The 17265-nt window shown below is 45.3% G+C and carries 19 protein-coding genes and 1 pseudogene; 17 read left to right on the plus strand and 3 right to left on the minus strand.

Features of this window, described 5'->3' with window-relative positions; all coding sequences use genetic code 11:
• Positions 1–15 precede the first annotated feature (15 nt).
• Genes M3212_RS00435 through M3212_RS00455 form a run of 5 tightly spaced genes read left to right on the plus strand, consistent with a single transcriptional unit; the run spans position 16 to position 5668 of the window.
• Positions 16–1101, plus strand: a complete 1086-nt coding sequence (locus tag M3212_RS00435) for an alanine racemase (protein ID WP_251191958.1) — start codon at positions 16–18, stop codon at positions 1099–1101.
• A 17-nt stretch (positions 1102–1118) separates the two neighbouring features.
• On the plus strand, positions 1119–2315 hold the full coding sequence (locus M3212_RS00440; protein WP_251191959.1) for a M20 family metallopeptidase: 1197 nt from the start codon (positions 1119–1121) through the stop codon (positions 2313–2315).
• Positions 2312–3532 carry a threonine synthase gene (gene thrC, locus M3212_RS00445; RefSeq protein WP_251191960.1) on the plus strand — a complete coding sequence of 407 codons (1221 nt, stop codon included), beginning with the start codon at positions 2312–2314 and terminating at the stop codon, positions 3530–3532. Before M3212_RS00440 ends, thrC begins: the two co-directional genes overlap by 4 nt.
• Complete coding sequence (locus M3212_RS00450; protein WP_251191961.1) at positions 3505–4482, plus strand: threonine ammonia-lyase; 978 nt, start codon at positions 3505–3507, stop codon at positions 4480–4482. The genes thrC and M3212_RS00450 overlap by 28 nt, the downstream gene beginning before the upstream one ends.
• Positions 4483–4510: 28 nt before the next feature.
• Complete coding sequence (locus M3212_RS00455; RefSeq protein WP_251191962.1) at positions 4511–5668, plus strand: pyridoxal phosphate-dependent aminotransferase; 1158 nt, start codon at positions 4511–4513, stop codon at positions 5666–5668.
• Between the two features lie 101 nt (positions 5669–5769).
• Here the strand turns inward: M3212_RS00455 and M3212_RS00460 are convergent, their stop codons facing one another.
• Positions 5770–6381, minus strand: coding sequence for a GntR family transcriptional regulator (locus M3212_RS00460; protein ID WP_251191963.1), 612 nt, complete (start codon positions 6379–6381; stop codon positions 5770–5772).
• A gap of 206 nt (positions 6382–6587) precedes the next feature.
• Between M3212_RS00460 and garR the strand changes: the two genes are divergently transcribed.
• The 3 genes from garR to M3212_RS00475 all read left to right on the plus strand — a co-directional run bounded on the left by garR (position 6588) and on the right by M3212_RS00475 (position 9249).
• Positions 6588–7496, plus strand: a complete 909-nt coding sequence (gene garR / locus M3212_RS00465; protein WP_251191964.1) for a 2-hydroxy-3-oxopropionate reductase — start codon at positions 6588–6590, stop codon at positions 7494–7496.
• A complete protein-coding gene (locus M3212_RS00470) occupies positions 7489–8919 on the plus strand; it encodes a four-carbon acid sugar kinase family protein (protein WP_251191965.1) in 1431 nt (476 codons plus the stop codon). The genes garR and M3212_RS00470 overlap by 8 nt, the downstream gene beginning before the upstream one ends.
• A gap of 114 nt (positions 8920–9033) precedes the next feature.
• Positions 9034–9249, plus strand: a complete 216-nt coding sequence (locus M3212_RS00475) for a hypothetical protein (RefSeq protein WP_251191966.1) — start codon at positions 9034–9036, stop codon at positions 9247–9249.
• Between the two features lie 252 nt (positions 9250–9501).
• Here M3212_RS00475 and M3212_RS00480 read toward each other — a convergent pair.
• A pseudogene (locus tag M3212_RS00480) lies at positions 9502–10916 on the minus strand (DHA2 family efflux MFS transporter permease subunit).
• Between the two features lie 180 nt (positions 10917–11096).
• Between M3212_RS00480 and M3212_RS00485 the strand changes: the two are divergent.
• The 9 genes from M3212_RS00485 to M3212_RS00525 all read left to right on the plus strand — a co-directional run bounded on the left by M3212_RS00485 (position 11097) and on the right by M3212_RS00525 (position 16872).
• Positions 11097–11312, plus strand: a complete 216-nt coding sequence (locus M3212_RS00485; RefSeq protein ID WP_251191967.1) for a helix-turn-helix transcriptional regulator — start codon at positions 11097–11099, stop codon at positions 11310–11312.
• On the plus strand, positions 11305–11727 hold the full coding sequence (locus tag M3212_RS00490; RefSeq protein WP_251191968.1) for a hypothetical protein: 423 nt from the start codon (positions 11305–11307) through the stop codon (positions 11725–11727). The genes M3212_RS00485 and M3212_RS00490 overlap by 8 nt, the downstream gene beginning before the upstream one ends.
• A 16-nt stretch (positions 11728–11743) precedes the next feature.
• Entirely contained in the window at positions 11744–12241 is a 498-nt protein-coding gene (locus M3212_RS00495; protein WP_251191969.1) for a small multi-drug export protein, read from the plus strand.
• Between the two features lie 78 nt (positions 12242–12319).
• Positions 12320–12469, plus strand: coding sequence for a YfhD family protein (locus M3212_RS00500; RefSeq protein WP_251191970.1), 150 nt, complete (start codon positions 12320–12322; stop codon positions 12467–12469).
• 119 nt (positions 12470–12588) lie between these two features.
• A complete protein-coding gene (locus M3212_RS00505) occupies positions 12589–12909 on the plus strand; it encodes a YckD family protein (protein ID WP_251191971.1) in 321 nt (106 codons plus the stop codon).
• A 177-nt stretch (positions 12910–13086) separates the two neighbouring features.
• The gene (locus M3212_RS00510; RefSeq protein ID WP_251191972.1) at positions 13087–13290 is read left to right on the plus strand and encodes a cold-shock protein; all 204 of its coding nucleotides are present in this window, start codon (positions 13087–13089) and stop codon (positions 13288–13290) included.
• Positions 13291–13482: 192 nt separating this feature from the next.
• The gene (gene bioB / locus M3212_RS00515; RefSeq protein WP_251191973.1) at positions 13483–14469 is read left to right on the plus strand and encodes a biotin synthase BioB; all 987 of its coding nucleotides are present in this window, start codon (positions 13483–13485) and stop codon (positions 14467–14469) included.
• Between the two features lie 76 nt (positions 14470–14545).
• Positions 14546–15655 carry a mechanosensitive ion channel family protein gene (locus M3212_RS00520; protein WP_251191974.1) on the plus strand — a complete coding sequence of 370 codons (1110 nt, stop codon included), beginning with the start codon at positions 14546–14548 and terminating at the stop codon, positions 15653–15655.
• 179 nt (positions 15656–15834) lie between these two features.
• Entirely contained in the window at positions 15835–16872 is a 1038-nt protein-coding gene (locus tag M3212_RS00525; protein WP_251191975.1) for an HD-GYP domain-containing protein, read from the plus strand.
• Between the two features lie 92 nt (positions 16873–16964).
• On the opposite strand, the gene M3212_RS21960 is transcribed toward M3212_RS00525, so the two are convergent.
• Positions 16965–17096, minus strand: coding sequence for a hypothetical protein (locus tag M3212_RS21960; protein WP_285873882.1), 132 nt, complete (start codon positions 17094–17096; stop codon positions 16965–16967).
• Between the last annotated feature and the right edge of the window lie 169 nt (positions 17097–17265).

Consider the following 17265-nt stretch of genomic DNA (forward strand, 5'->3'; position numbering starts at 1 on the left):
GGAAGTAGGGATAATATGAACATCACAACTCCGTATGTAAAAATTGATCTAAATCAGGTCGAGAAAAATATTAAAGATATGATAAATGGGTTAAAGAGTTCAGGAATTGCTCACCGGCCGCACATAAAGCCGCATAAGTCGATTGATTTGGCTAAACTGCAAATTCAACTTGGGGCAAAGGGAATTACTTGTGCGAAACTTTCAGAGGCAGAGGTTATGGCTGAGGCAGGGATTGATGATATTTTATTAGCATTTCCTGTTATCGGTAAGGAGAACCTGGAAAGAGTCATAAAGCTTGCCGGACGGGTTAAGCTGACATGTATTATTGATAGCTTAGTCGGTGCAGAAAGTTTATCAAAGGCTGGAGAAATGCTAGGCCAGAAAATTAACGTTTTAATAGAGATTGATGGCGGCATCCACCGTGGTGGCGTACAACCGGGGGAAGCGGTATTGCAATTTGCGAACCAAATTAAAGCACTTCCGGGTTTAAAGATAAACGGCTTATTTACTTATATGGGGCAAATTTATGGCGAAACAACAAAAGAGGGCATGCAGAAAACAGCAGCAAGTGAAGCGGAGATATTGCAATCGGCAAAAAAACTGCTGGAAGAGCATGGCTTTCAGCTTTCGGTCTTATCTGGTGGCTCTACACCTTCCTCCATTCATCACGAGCAACTGAGCGGAATTACCGAGTCAAGAGCAGGTAATTATATTTTTTACGATATGAACGCTGTTCATTTGGGGGTTATTCCAATAGAAAGATGCGCATTGAGGATTCGAAGTCAAGTTGTTAGTGTGCCTTTGCCTGGCTATGCCTCAATTGATGCCGGCTCGAAAACATTAACGTCAGACGGATCTTTAAAGGACGAAACCTTTGGTTATGTGGTTGGCCGGCCAGGTGTAAAAATTGTAAAGCTGAATGAGGAGCACGGGTTTTTGCGGTATGATCCGAATGAGGATGAGCTCGAAGTTGGTGATCAGATTGAGATTATCCCAAATCATAGCTGCGTCATCCTCAATCTTAACCACCGTATTTATGGATTCAGAGGGGAAGCATTAGAAAGAGAATTGACAGTAGAAGCGAGAGGAATGAACTATTGATAGAGGAGGCTGACATTTTGAAAGAGCCTATAGCTGAGTATCCGGAGCTGGATCTGTTATTTCAGGAAGATGAATTGATCTTAATTTTGCAAAAGCTCATCCAGCATAAAAGTGAAAACCCATTGCAGAACGAAGAGGGGATTGGCCTTTATATTAGAGATTTATTGGAGGAAAACAGCATTAAGACTGAGGTGTCCTGGGCGGTCGAAGGCAGGCCGAACATTTACGCGAGATTAAAGGGAAGTGAGCCCGGTCCCCGGATTATTTATAATGGTCATCTTGATGTTGTTCCCGCGGGACCAGGTTGGTCCTTCGATCCTTTTCTCGGCGAAATAAAGGACGGAAAGCTGTATGGAAGAGGCGCAGCCGATATGAAATCGGGGCTAGCAGCGATGATCTATGCCGCTATTTTATTGCAAAGAGCAGGGAATCCATTTGCCGGAGAAATCCTTCTATTTTTTAATAGTGACGAGGAACGAACGAATCTTGGGATGAAGAAGTTTCTTGAGGATCAAATCACAGCAGACTACGCTGTCATCAGTGAACCTACGAATCTTGATATTTGCATCGGTCACCGGGGGTGTGCCCGTTACAGGGTCAGAACCCGGGGAGAAGCAGGGCATACGAGTTTTGTACGTGAGCCTAATAATGGAATTTATAAGATGACCAAATTAATTGACGGACTTGAAAAACTAAGCTTTGATATCAAAAAAAGAATCGATCCAGAGATGGGAGCTGCGTCCTTAACGGTATCGCAGATTCAAGGCGGGGTTGCCCCTAATATCGTGCCGGATTTTTGTGAGATTGAGATTGACCGTCGAACGTTGCCGGGTGAACGAGAGGAAGAGGTGACAGCAGAAATTGTAAAGCAGCTTGATCAAATCTCGGCTTTACATTCTTTTCAATATGAGCTTGAATGCTATCTCTTCTTACCGGCAAGCTTTATTCCTAAATCTCATCCATTTGTCAAGGCGTCATTGAACACGGCTGAGCGGATCAGAGACAAACAGAGCGAAATCAGAGTATTTGAAGCAACGTGTGAAGCTCCCTTTTTCTCTGTCGAAAAAGGAATTCCTACGGTTGTTGTAGGGCCAGGTGGATTGTCGCAGGCTCATGTCGTTGATGAGTATGTAGAAGTGAAAGAGGTCGTGGAAGCAGCCCGTTTTTTTCTGGGGCTTATTATCGAGCTGACAAAAGAAGGGTACAGCCAATGAATGAAATTGGATTGAAATGTGTCTCCTGTCAAAGTGAATGGCCGATAGAGCAGCATTATGAATGTCCTGCATGTGGAGGTATTCTTGAAGTTTCCTATAAGGTGGAAGGAAGTGGTGGCAAGGAATTTAGCCCGTTTCTTCCTTTAGATAAGCAAGAGCTCATCAGTCTAGGAGAAGGGATGACTTCATTAATTCCATCACAACGGATTGCCAAGGAAATCGGCTTGGAGCATCTGTCTTTTAAATGTGAATTTATGAATCCGACCGGATCGTTTAAAGATCGACCTGTTTCTATCGGAATAAGTATGGCGAAAAAGTTTGGTTATAAAAGAGTTATTGTAGCTTCAAGTGGAAATGGGGCAGGTTCGGTTTCTGCTTATGCTGCCCGCGCCGGCATGGAGGCGGTGATTCTAGTACCAGAATCAACACCGATCGAAAAGGTCAGGCAGGCTCAGTTTTATGGTGCCTCTGTTATAAAGGTTCCCGGTCCTTATAGCCATTGCTTTTCACTCGCGAAAGAAACAGGAGAAAAGCTGCAAATGTGTAACCTGACGACAACGTTTCTGAATCCTTATACGGTCGAAGGAGATAAAACAGTCGCCTATGAGCTGATTAATCAGCTTGAAGGAAAGGTACCTGACATTATTTTCATTCCAATTGGTGCCGGACCATTACTAGCCGGTATATATAAAGGATATGAAGAGTACAATCAGTTTCAGTCAACGAATAGAATGCCAAGAATGGCAGGAATTCAAGCTGAAGGCTGCAACCCGATTGCCAGAGCTTTTTTAGAAGAAAGAAATGAAGTTCAATCTGTTGCACATCCACATACTCTTGCAGGAGGGATTGGGGACGGATTAGATGGCTATGCCAAGGACGGCACTCATACGTTAACTTTGATCCGTCAATCAAAAGGCTTTTCTTTAGCAGTAACTGATGAGGAGATTCTCCAGGCGCAGAGCTGGCTTGCTCAGTATGAAGGGTTGTTTGTCGAGCCTTCAGCAGCGGCAGCTCTTGCTGGTCTAATCACCAGCGTAAAAGAAGGACGAATGAAAAAGACAGAACGGGCGGTGGTCGTATTAACAGGTCACGGCTTAAAGGATATGAGCTGCTTGAAAGCGAAAGAGCCCCCTGTTATAAGCACTGTAGATGAAGTGGCTACCTTTTTAAAGAAAAAGGAGGACAAAAAATGGCAGGACAGCGTATTGCCGAAGTAACGTTGCACGATATAGAATCAGCTCAAAAACGGTTGTATCGTGTGATTAAACCGACACCTCTTTATGCAATGGTAGCGTTACAATCGAGCCTACAGCAAAACGTCCATATTAAAGCCGAAACATTACTACCGGTCGGCTCTTTTAAGCTGCGCGGTGCCTATAATAAAATTGCGACATTAACCCCAAAGGAAAAAGAGCACGGTGTCATAACAGCTTCTGCGGGGAATCATGCGCTCGGTGTCTCACTTGCCAGCAAATGGCTTCAAACAAAGGCTACGGTTGTCGTTCCGACTACGGCACCGTCCATGAAAAAAGAAAGCTGTAAAGCACTTGGGGCAAATGTCATAGAAGCCGGGACTGTTTATGACATGGCTTATTCCAAAGCAAGACAGATAGAAGCTAGTTCTGACAAAACGTACATTCATCCGGTTGCAGATGCAGATGTTATCGCAGGTCAGGGAACAATCGGCCTTGAAATTTTAGAGCAATTGCCGCAGGTCAAGCAAATTATCGTACCATTAGGTGGAGGGGGACTTGTTTCAGGGATTGCAATTGCTGTCAAAAGTGTCGACCCGTCGGTTAAAGTAATTGCTGTTCAACCGGAAGGATCTGATGCATATTTTCGCAGCTACAAAGCAGGAAAATCAATCGAACTTACAGAAGTTAATACACTAGCTGATGGGTTAGCCTTAAAAAAAATCGAGCCGTATTTGTTAAAGCTTATTGAGGAATGGGTCGATGATATTGTCCAAGTAAAAGAATCGACTATTCACGATGCGATAGAAATGATGCTGCTGCAAGGGAAGCTTGTTGTCGAAGGAGCAGGAGCTGTTGCCTTAGCGGCCGCAATTGAAGGGAAGATACCAGATCTTCAGGAAACCGTATTATTGGCGAGTGGTGGAAATATTGATCAAAAAAAATTGGCCGGTATTTTAACGAGACAGCAATAACAGCAATATAGACATCGGGAGGTAACTGATGCATAACATATCACAGGTAGGATTGAACATTCCGCGCCACGGGGTAAGGGAAATTATGACAGCGGCATCAAAAATAGAGGGAGCGATTCATCTTGAAATAGGGGAGCCGAATGTTACGACCCCGATACATATTCGTGAAGCCGCCAAAGCGGCGATGGACGCCGGCATGACTCATTATACGGCCAATGCTGGATTTGATTCTCTGAGGGAGCAAATTTGTCAGCATTTGCTGCGTACTTATCAATGGCAGGTTGATCCGGAGCAAATCGTCGTTACGCCGGGAGCGGTGACGGCTTTAAACGCGACGATGCTGGCTCTAGTGAACAGAGGAGAAGAAGTGCTGATACCTGATCCGAGCTGGCCGAACTATGAACAGATTGCGCTCGGGCAAGGAGCTGTCCCGATTCGCTATGAATTGGATCGGGCGAATGATTTTGCGCTTTCGTTGGAAGCATTGGAAGAAAAGGTGACACAGAAGACAAAGCTTTTAATTATCAATTCACCGAGTAATCCTGCTGGTTCGATTATGACCGGGCAGGATATTCAGAATGTGCTCGAATTTGCGAGAAAGCATGATTTATATGTCATTTCTGATGAAGTATATGATGGCATTCTTTTTGAAGGAGAGCATCTTACGGTGAAAAAGTTTGATCAAGACGACAGAGTGATCAGTATATTCGGATTTTCAAAGAATTATGCGATGACGGGCTGGCGGGTCGGTTACGCCGTCGCGCCTCTGCCGATTGCGGAGGTGACGGCCAAGCTGCTGGAGCCGATGGTTTCCTGTGCGTCTTCTGTATCACAGAAGGCAGCTGAAGCGGCTTTGACCGGCTCGGATCAATTCCTTGCTGAAATGACTGAAATTTACCGTGAGCGGAAGGATCGCTTACTGGCCATCTTCCGACAGGCAAATGTCCCTGTCATTCCGCCAAAAGGCGCCTTTTATATGCTGATCGATTGTGCGGAGCTCGGCCTTGGGGCGGAAGAGGTTGCCTTGAAGCTGTTGGAGGAGGAGCAGGTAGCGGCGGCGCCAGGCACTACATTCGGTTCAACTACGGAGCGAATGCTGAGAATTTCCTTTGCGACGGAGGATGGTGAACTTTATGAAGCTGCCCGGCGAATCGCCCGTTTTATCGAGCGGTATCGCGGCCTGTAGAGGAAGGAAGAAGGGGGGAGCTTGTTTCCCTCCTTCCCCTCGTTTTGCTGTTTTGATGATGTGACTGAGACAAAACTTGTTTTGACTCGGCCTCGTCTTTTTCACTGCTTTAGCAGATGGAGGCAGAATTCAAGGTCAGCCTGCAGGTGGTCTTTCATCAGCTGTTCGGCCCGGTTCGCATCATGGGCGAGAATTGCCTGATAAATGTGTTCATGCTCGTCGATTAAAAACGGCCTTTTGTAGTAGACGACCGTCCGACGGAAAAGATAAATAATCGACTGCATCCGGTCAATCGTGTCAATCATCACTGGATTGTTGCTTGCCTGAATGATAATGTTGTGAAATTCTTCGTTTGCCTCCATAATTTCCTCGGTTTCCCCGTTTTTGGCGGTTTCAATGCAATGGTGCATCTGCCGCAGCGTAGCTTCGCTCATATAGGTAGCGGCACATCTCGTTGCATAGCCCTCCAACAAAATTCGTACCTGAAAAATATGACGCAGGTCGGTTTCACTTGGATTGACGACCCGTTTCTCCTTAATTAATCCTTCTTGTTCGAGCTTGCGGATCGCTTCTCTTATCGGCGTCCGGCTGACACCCAGTCTTTCTGCCCACTTTTCCTCGGTTACTTTTTCTCCGCGCGGCAGCTCTCCATTTAAAATATAATCCCTTAAGCGCTCATAAGCGAGCTGATAAGCTGATGTTTGTTTTGCCAATGTGAATGACTGCCATCAGACGATGGCGGTCTACCTCCTTTTTTCAGCGGAAATGATGGTGTTCTATGCTTAGTATAAAGGTTCTCGGGTCTTTTTAGTAGAGGAACGGCAAAAAATGTAGACATAACATAAAAAATTGTATGCAAAATTATTATTTTTGTGTACAATAAAAGCGATTAATGAAAATCGGTTAAATGGGGTGGCATTTGATGAAAAACATCGGGTTTATCGGGTTAGGCATTATGGGGAAGCCAATGGCCCTTAACTTAATCAACAGGGGATATAAGCTGACTGTTTTTGATATTAATGAAGAAGCGGTTCGTGAAGTCGCGCAAGCCGGAGCAGCAGCGGCTGAGTCACCAAAAGAGGTGGCGTCAAAAAGTGAGTTGACGTTCACGATGCTCCCTAACTCGGAGCACGTCAAAAGCGTTATATTTGATGAAAACGGTCTCATTGAAGGGCTGAAAGCTGGAAGCATTATCGTTGATATGAGTTCCATTTCGCCAGTCGTTTCGCAGGAAATTGCCCAACGCCTTGCCGCTCATCAAGTAGAGATGCTTGATGCGCCGGTCAGTGGCGGAGAACCGAAAGCGATTGACGGCACCGTTTCGATCATGGTCGGTGGAAAAGAAGAGATCTTTGCCAAGGTGGAGCCTGTTTTGCAATGTATGGGGAAGGATATCACACTGGTTGGCGACCATGGTTCGGGAACGACAGCGAAGCTGGCGAATCAAATTATTGTCAATGTTAATATCGCTGCGATGGCTGAGGCACTGGCTCTGGCGACGAAAGCCGGAATCGATATTGAAAAGATGTACGAGGCCATACGTGGCGGCTTAGCCGGCAGCGCGGTGCTTGACGCGAAAGTGCCGATGATTCTTGCGCGGGACTTTAAAGCAGGGGGAAGAATTGATATTAATGCGAAGGATTTACGCAATGTCCTGGCAACCGCAGAGTCGCTGGAGATGCCACTGCCTTTATCAGGCAAAGTGGCGGAGATGTTCGAGGAATTAATCGAGGACGGAAAGGCGACTTTGGATCATTGCGGGTTAGTTCAATATTATGAAAAGCATCATCAGATTGAAGTAGGTAAAGGCGGCGTTGCTCATGGCTAGCGTAGAGCTGGAACAACTGTTGGCTGCTTATCCGCCTGTAAACAAAGAAGCCGTAGAGGCACGCTGGAATGAGGTGCAGCCCTCTTTCACTCATAAAATTATCGTTCTCGACGATGATCCGACAGGAGTGCAAACCGTTCATGATGTCTCGGTATACACCGATTGGAGCGAGGAAACGATTGAGAGAGGTTTTTTAGAGGAGGCGCAAATCTTTTTTATTTTGACAAATTCCAGGGCCTTTACCCGTAAAGAAACGGAGGCTGAGCACCGGCTGATTGCGGAACGTGTCGAGCGGATTTCACAAAAGTACGGACGCCCATACATGATCATCAGCCGCGGCGACTCGACTTTGCGGGGACACTACCCGCTTGAAACCGAGGTGATGCGCACGACAATTGAAGAGCACAGTGGTACAAAGGTGGACGGGGAAATTCTTTTGCCGTTTTTTAAAGAAGGCGGCCGCTTAACAGCCAGAAATATTCACTATGTTCAGGATGGAAATCGGCTCGTTCCGGCCGGAGAAACAGAATTTGCCAAGGATCGAACTTTCGGCTACCGCGCCAGTGATATGGGCGAGTGGATCGAAGAAAAAACAGCAGGCGCTTTTGCGGCGGAAGAGGTAACATTCATTTCCCTTGAGCAGTTGCGCGCCCTTGAGATTGAGAGGATTACAGAAAACCTGATGCAAGTCTCTCATTTTGGCAAGGTGGTTGTTAATGCTTTAGAAGAAGATGATGTACGTGTCTTTTCAATCGCCCTAATGAACGCTTTAAATAAAGGAAAGCGATTTTTGTTTCGTACAGCGGCAACCTTTACGAAAGTAATCGGAAATATTTCAAGCCGTTCCCTTCTTGAACGGGAGGAGCTGATTGATCCGGCTTCCACGAATGGCGGCCTGATTATCGTCGGCTCTCATGTCCAGAAAACAACCGATCAGCTTGAAGCGCTGAAGGAGCTGACGACACTGCATTTCATTGAATTTGATTGTCATCTCGTCCGCGATAAAAACGCTTTTTTCGCTGAAGTCGAACGAGTGAAACAAGAAGCGGAAGCACGGGTTACGGCCGGGCAGACGACTGTCATTTATACGAAACGAGAGCGGCTTGACCTCGGGAAAGGGATGGAGGAAGAAGAGCTAAAGCTTTCTGTCCAGATTTCTGATGCTGTGACAAGTATTGTCGCTGGCTTTGCGGTGCGTCCTTCGTATTTAATTGCAAAAGGAGGCATCACGTCAAGTGACATCGGGACAAAAGGGCTGCAGGTGAAAAAAGCAACCGTCGCCGGTCAGGTGGCACCGGGAATTCCTGTTTGGAAAACAGGAGCCGAAAGCACGTTTCCATTTATCCCATATGTTATTTTCCCGGGAAATGTTGGGGAAGTAACGACGTTAAAAGAAGTTGTTTCATTGCTGGAAGGAGCCTGAACGAAGTACAGGTCTTTTTCAGTGGTTAAGTAGACCTGTTTGGGGGAGTGCCAGGTTGAAATGAAGGTTTTGTTCCTTCTGACACCGGGTACAGGGCAATAAGGAGGGATTGCCTTGAAGAACTCGGAAAAGGAAAAAGTGTTGAAAGAACGTAACGATAAAGAGAAAGCGTTTAAGAAAGACAAGGAAAAACAAAAGGAACGCGACCAGACGATTATGCCGGTCGACGAGCTTCCGCTTGAAGATATTAAACAGGAGGCGGAAGAGGAGCGGCAAAAGGAAAAAACGAAAGATCGCTCTTCCAGTGATCCGAACGAACAAGGCCGTTAGAAAGCTTGTCAGATAACCTTCCGGATTCCCGTACTGCTTGTCAGATTCATGCTACACTGTCAGTACAGGAAAAGCTGGGAGGGATGAAAAATGACGAAAAAGCCATTAAAAAATCCAGGTGTGTTCTCGCTACTGTTTCTGACATGGGTTGTTTTGTTCGATTGATAAGCCAATAAAACGTGATAAATGAAGAGGCTGCGTAACACGGAACTATCCGTGTCACGCAGCCTCATTGCTTGTGTTGCAACATGTTTACTGCTCTGTTACTTCTTCCGGAGCAACTGTCCGTTTCATAAACAGAGTAAGAATAAAAGCGAGTATCGCAAAAATCAAGCCGATTGAAAATGTGCTTTGAACCCCGGCAGTTAAGGCCGCTGCTTCAATATTTGCAGGTGTGTCTGTAACCGACGATAAATAGCGGGCCTGACCTGAGGCCAAAATGCTGATAAACAGCGCAATTCCGATCGCTCCGCCAACCTGGACAAGTGTATTGATAATCGCCGAGCCGTGCGGGTAATATTTCCGCGGCAGCTGATTCAATCCATTGGTTTGCGCTGGCATCATAATCATCGCGACAGCAATCATCAGTAGGGAGTGCAGCACAATGAATTGAAAGACGGAAGTTGAGGTTGAGACATTCGTGAACAGCCACATTACGATCACGAGTAACGCCCCGCCCGGGATGAGCAGCACCTTTGGTCCGAATTTATCAAAAATCCTTCCGCAAATTGGTGAAATAAAGCCGTTCAAAATACCACCAGGCAATAGCGCCAGACCGGCGACGAAGGCACTTAAAGCCAGACCACCCTGTAAAAACAAAGGCAGGATAATCATCGTTGAGAACATCGTCATCATAACGATGATGACTAAAACGGTCGCCAGAGAAAACATCGGTGATAAGAAAGCGCGCATATCGAGAAGCGGATCTTCAAGGCGCAGCTGTCGGATAACAAACCAAATTAACGCGGTCACCCCGGCAATAATCGTAAGGTATACTTCAGGACTAGCCCAGCCATGTGACCCTTCTCCGGCGCTGCTAAAGCCGAAGACAATTCCGCCAAAACCGACGGTGGAAAGGATAATCGAGGTAATATCGACTTTCGGTTTCGTAATATCCGTTACGTTCTTTAAGTAAATTGCAGCAAAAGCGATCGAAAAGAGCGCAAATGGAATGACGATAAAGAATAACCAACGCCAGTTTAGTGATTCGACAATCACTCCGGAAAGAGTAGGGCCGATTGCCGGCGCAAACATAATGACGAGTCCGATCATCCCCATCGCTCCGCCGCGTTTGTCAGGTGGGAAAAGGACGAGTACCGTATTCATCATAACTGGGATTAAAAGTCCAGTTCCGCTCGCCTGAATAAGCCGGCCGATCAGGAGAAACGAAAAGGTCGGCGCAATTTCACAAATAAGCGTTCCAATTGTAAATAAAATCATTGCAGCAGCAGGGCTGTTACCGGGATCAAAATTCCAACAACGAGCAGGAAGCCGGTAGAAAGCCATTGAACGGTAGCGGTAGAGACTTGTAAATCATTCATCAAATCAGTAAAAGCGACATTTAGTAAAGTCTCATTTAAAATGGCAAAAAATGCGCCAATGATTAAAGAAATCATAATAGGTGCTTTTTTTATTTCTGTCTGTGCTGAATTGGCGGCACCAGCCATTGTTCCATTCACAAGCGTATCCTCCTTTTTTTTCTATCTCCAACAATACTTTAATATAGCAAACGTCTCTGCAGAAGTCACTATTTTTGCTCGATGTTAATAATTCCTGACAAAATGTTAATTATCCTTTACATTATGTCAAGGATGGCTTACAATAAACGAGCAAGGAGGGAAAAAGGGATGTTGCGAAACCGAGTGAGAGAATTGCGAGCAAAGCATCACTGGACCCAATCTGATTTGGCTGAACGGATCGGAGCAACAAGACAGACGATTGGGATGATTGAAAAAGGGGACTATGCACCATCTGTCACGTTAGCATTAAAAATTGCCCATGTTTTTTCCGTTTCTTTAGAAGAAGTATTTTGGCTCGAAAGTGAGGCGAAGCTTAATGATTGAAAGGACAATCCGATCACCGTTTTTTATGGTCGTATATACGGGTCTTATGCTGCTTTTTGTTTACGCCAGCTTTGAGCAAAAGGGCTGGGTGTACCCATTAGGGATCGTAGTGCTCACTGTGACAGCAGGGCTCTTTCTCTTTCTGATCGTTCACAACCTCCGTCATCCGGAACGGAGCATTAAGCTGATTTCCTTTATTCCATATGAATTTAACGAGGAAGATGAAGGGCAGCAATGGGTGACAAACCGGGCCTGCAGAAAAGTGTACATCTTTTTCTATTTTGCGATTCCGTATTCAGCTTTACTCATGGTTCTGTTTCCGTTTTTTCCGGAGGTACCTCTGCTCATTCTTTTTGTGCTCTCAAGCACGCAGTATACAATTTACTGGTATGAAACAAGACGATATTTAAAATAAAAAGGAGAGAATGAAAATGGGATATATCATTGCCTATGCAATTGTTTTTTTACTGGCGGCTACACCTTTTTTTGAAGTGGTTGCCGTTATACCGCTCGGAGCTTTAGCCGGTTTGCAAACATGGCTCGTTGTCATTATCGGGTTGCTTGGAAATGTCGTAACGGTCCTGCTTGTCATTGTTCTGATGGATCAGATCAAGGCATGGCTTCAGCGGAGAAGAGAAAAGAAAGGAAAAGCACCGAACAAACGGGGAGCCCGCGCGGAAAAAATCTGGAAGAAATATGGCCTGCCTGGGTTGGCATTTTTAGGTCCGATCCTTGTCGGAAGTCACTTAGCCGCTTTTTTAAGCATGTCATTTGGCGGGGAGCGGAAGGCCGTTGCGGTCTGGATGATGATCAGTCTCGTCTGCTGGGCGACAGTGACCGGGATTCTGACGTTTTACGGGGTGGACTTCATCGTAGACCGTTCGGAATCAGATGGCTTTTTGATTGATTTGCTTCAACGTTATTCATAAAATCAACTGTCATGAGATCCACCTAACTGGTTCATACTACAAATAAAGATAGCAGTACATCCAAAAAGGAGGATCAACATGGCAAAAAAACCGAAAGCACAACAGCAAAAGGGACCATATGATGAAGTGGAATTTTCTGAGGAGCTGGCGGATGGCGCTGACCGGGATGCGATGGCCCGGATGCAGGCCGCTGACGACCGTGCCAAACAAAAAAAGAAGAAACGCTGATCATAAGGTTACGTCCGGGTAAAAGGTGAAACAACCAATCTTTTGTCCGGGCTTTTTTTGTATATTTTCCTAAAGGCAGTACAAGTTAAGAATACAGGTACATAAAGGAGGGAAGAAAAATGCGATGGTCACATAAGCTGTTTTTGCTGCTTGTTTCGGCGCTTGTTTGCGGCTTGGTGCTTTCCAGCAATGTATTCGCGGCAGACGGTGAAAATAAGGTGGAACTAACGAAGCAGCAGCAGGAGGAAATTGCGGAAATCCAGCAGGAGATTCTCGAAAAGAAAAAAGAAGTCATTGCAAAGTATGTGGAATTTGGCGTGTTCTCTGAAGAGAAAGGAAACCACATCATCAAGAAGATGGAAGAGCATTACAGCAAGCTTGAAAAGAACGGTTTTATTCCACGCTGGGAAAAGCGAAAACATCATCATGATAAGGAATAAAAGAATCGTTATTCTTTAGCTGGCTTTTTCTAACTGGAAGTGTTATACTTGTGTTAACTTATTTTTGATCGTTTTTAGAATAAAGATGGATCCGCTAGATGTTTCCTCTTCATTATTACGAATTATCAAGAATAATCATTAAAATGTGTGGTTCACCACACGACAGGAGGAAACAACATGCAACAAGGTACAGTAAAATGGTTCAACTCAGAAAAAGGTTTTGGTTTTATCGAGCGTGAAGAAGGCGACGATCTATTCGTTCACTTTTCTGCTATCACTGGCGAAGGCTTCAAAACACTTGACGAAGGTCAAGCTGTAACATTTGATGTCGTTCAAGGCGACCGTGGCGACCAAGCTTCTAACGTTAAGAAAAGCTACTAAGAGCTACACAGACATAAAGAAAAGGCTTTGAGGATTTGTTCCTCAGAGCCTTTTTTGACGTTCTTTTAAAAAAGCTTGTCACAAGTTGGACTGTAGGTGGACCGGTTTTTTGGATGAAAAAAGGGTTGTGCTTTTCTTGTTTTATTGTTAACTTAATTATTAATTAGGTTAACAAAAAGGGGCTGGTAACTTATGAGAGGAAACGATTGGGGAAAGCTGGCGGAAAAGGCGATCAGGCAGGAGGAGATTTCAATCGGGGAGGGACTTGCTGTTCTAGCCGCTGCTGACAGCGAAGTGTTACCGCTTTTGCATGCTGCTTTTGCGGTACGGCAAACGTTTTTTGGCAAGAAGGTTAAGCTGAATATGATTATTAATGCGAAAAGTGGCCTATGTCCGGAAGATTGTGGCTACTGCGCTCAATCTATTGTGTCCAATGCGCCGGTGGAAAAGTATACTTTGCTTGAAAAGGAAACGTTACTGGCTGGGGCGAGGGAAGCATTGAAGCGAAAAGCCGGAACCTATTGCATTGTCGCGAGTGGCCGGGGCCCGACTGACCACGAGGTTGAGCAGGTCGTCGATGCCGTCGCAGAGATCCGGGCGACGATGCCATTAAAAATTTGTGCCTGTCTCGGTGCATTATCTGCGGAAAAGGCAGCGAAGCTAAAGGAAGCTGGCGTTGAGCGCTACAACCATAATATTAATACGCATGAAGAGCTTCACCCGGCTATTACGACGACGCATACATACCAGAATCGAATCGAAACATTGCAGCATGTGAAGCAGAGCGGCATGTCCCCCTGTTCAGGGGTGATTATCGGGATGGGCGAGTCGGATCAGCAAATTGTTGAAATGGCTTGGGCGTTAAAAGAGCTTGATGCTGATTCGGTGCCGGTCAATTTCCTACATGCGATTGCCGGAACTCCACTTGAAGGAAGGCCGGCAACAAAGCCGCTGCGTGCATTGAAAATATTAGCATTGCTGCGCTTTATTCTGCCGACGAAGGAAATTAGAGTGTCCGGAGGGCGTGAAGTGAATCTTCGCACGTTGCAGCCGCTTGCCTTGTACGCGGCGAATTCCATTTTTGTCGGTGATTATTTGACGACGCCGGGCCAGCAGATGGAACTGGACTACCAAATGATTGAAGATCTTGGGTTTGAAATTGAAGAATGCGCATTGTGAAAATCCTGCGGGTCTGCTATTCAGCCGCTGCCACCTATGTTAAAATATTTGTCGATATAACAAAGGTGGGATCGACATGGAAAGATGGGACGCGTTTGTCCGTTCAGTGCAGAGAATGGAATGGAATGATTATGCGATTGCCTTCGCAATCTTCCTTATATTTCTCTTGTTTCGTAAGCTGTTTACACGCTATATTTTTAAAATGGTTGTCAAAATGTCACGCAAGACTCCGACGGAGGTCTTTACGAATGTTCTCTTAGCTTTTGAAGCGCCGCTCCGGCTGTTCTGGGTCGTGCTCGGTACATATTTGGCGCTTGTGTACTTACCGTTTAACTGGACGACGGTTGAGTTTGTCAAGCATCTGTACCGATCGATTATTATTATTTTAATCGGCTGGGGGCTTTATAATTATACATCGACGCAGTCGATGGTCTTTGTCCGGATGGCGCGTAAGGTCGATATTGATGAGGACAGCATGCTTGTCCCTTTTTTGTCGAAAATTTTACGCTTTACTGTCGTCGCGCTTGTGATCGTCGTCGTCGCCGGTGAGTGGGGGTACAGCATCAGTGGCTTCGTTGCCGGACTGGGGCTCGGCGGCCTCGCCTTTGCCCTTGCGGCACAGGATACGATCGGAAACTTTTTTGGCGGCGTCATTATTATTACGGAAAAGCCATTTTCAAAGGGGGATTGGATCAAGACGCCCTCTGTGGAAGGAACAGTAGAAGATATTACGTTTAGAAGTACGCAAATCCGTACGTTTGAGGATTCGGTCATTACCGTTCCGAATTCAACACTCGCCAATGAACCCATTACCAATTGGTCGCAAATGAACAAGCGGAGGATTACGTTCTCGCTTGGTGTGACGTATTCAACACCACGGGAAAAGCTGGAGCGCTGTGTGAGAAGAATTGATGCATTGCTGCGATCGCATGAAGAAGTTGATCCAGATGTCATTATGGTTCACTTTAGTGAATTCAACGATTCAAGTCTTGAAATCTTTTTGTATTTCTTTACAAAAACAACCGTATGGGCTGAATGGTATCGGATTAAAGAGAATATTAATCTTGAGATCCTGAAGATACTGGAGGAAGAAAACGTTCATGTAGCTTTTCCGAGCCGTACTGTTTATTTTGAAAAAGAAGAGCGTCCAGTCGAGTTGGAAGATGATCCCGCCAAGAAAGAGTAAGCAAGCTACGTTACTGTTTTTTTGCAGGAGCAGTATCTTTAAGAGATGTACCAAAAGGTCTTTTTCCACCTTTTGGCACGTCTCTTTTTTACTAAACTCTGCCAGCTTTGCAGTCATCCCTAGTATACAGAAGAGGCTTCCACTATAATAAAAGGAAAAGAATGTTAAGGGAGTAACGAATGAAATATACATTAATTGATCATGTTCAGCATGGGGAACGGTTGGCGAAGCATATTTTTGCAAGTGATGGACGGGTGCTGCTACAGGAAGATGTGCAATTAACTGTCGGGATTCTTTCGCGACTGCGGCGCATGGGTGTGAAAGCGATTTATATTAAGGACGAGCGGGTAAACGATATTAAAGTGGAAGAGGTTGTTTCGGAGAAAGTAAAAAGAGAAACCATTTCCACGCTCCAGGACTCCTTTCAGCTTGTGCAAACGGGAAAAAATATTGATTTTCAAGCTGTTCGGAAGGTAATTTCAACCATCATTGATGAAGTATTGCAAAACCAGCAGACATTGTTCGCTCTTATGGATATTCGCACGGAGGATAATGAGCTTTACGTTCATTCTGTCAATGTCTGCATACTTTCGACGATTGTCGGAATTAAAATGGGTTTGGACCGAACCAAACTTCAGGAATTAGCGATAGGAGCATTGCTTCATGATATTGGAAAAGTGGTCGATGATGCACCTGGCCAACTTGAGCCAATGAAGAATGATCATACGTGGAAAGGGTTTAATCTGCTGCGGAAAAATAAAGAAATTAGTACGCTTTCTTCTCATATCGCTCTTACTCATCATGAAAATATGGATGGAACCGGCTATCCGCGAAAGCTAAAAGATGAAGAAATTCATGTCCTGTCTAAAATTGTCGCGGTGACAAATACATATGACCGCCTGCTGTCGCCGAAAGATGGCGGTAAGGGGATGTTCCCGTATGAAGCGTGTGAGTATTTGCTTGGGCTAACGAATATTCAGTTTTCCCATGAGGTGATGTGGCGTTTTTTACGGGCGGTGGCTTTTTATCCGACAGGAAGCCAGGTGAAATTATCGACAAAGGAAACAGGAATCGTTGTCGATCAAAATCCAGGACTGCCACAGCGTCCGATTATTCGCGTTTTTCACATGGTCGGTTCGGCTTCTGAAGACTTTGATGTGAAGCATATTGACCTAGCCAAGGAAACGACGGTCTTTATTGAAGAAGTTTTATCGTAGAGAAAGGAGCTTAAGACAAAAGGGCGGTTTGTCCCTTTTGCCTTAAGCATGAAGTCTTGACACAGCCTTTCAGTTTTCTGAATTTTTCAAAATCAATTAATGTATACGATGGAGCCAATAATAATCACCAGCAGGAAAATAACCATACAGCCGGGTTTGCCGACGAAGGTCCGGTCAAATGAGTCGTCCCGTCCCACATTCCGATTTCGACTGTCACTTCTCAAAACGTTTCTCCCCCTCCCGCTATCAGTTGAATTTTAACATAACAGGAAGTATTGAGTTGAAAAAGAGCTGCGCACTAAAGGGAATAAAAAAGATTAATCGCAAAAAAATAAGGGTATGGTCTCATATAATCTTGAACAGGCTACATATAATGAAAAAGCTTGGCTAAAA

The sequence above is a fragment of the Halalkalibacter oceani genome (assembly GCF_023715705.1).
GTDB classification, from domain to species: Bacteria; Bacillota; Bacilli; order Bacillales; family Bacillaceae_D; genus Halalkalibacter; species Halalkalibacter oceani_A.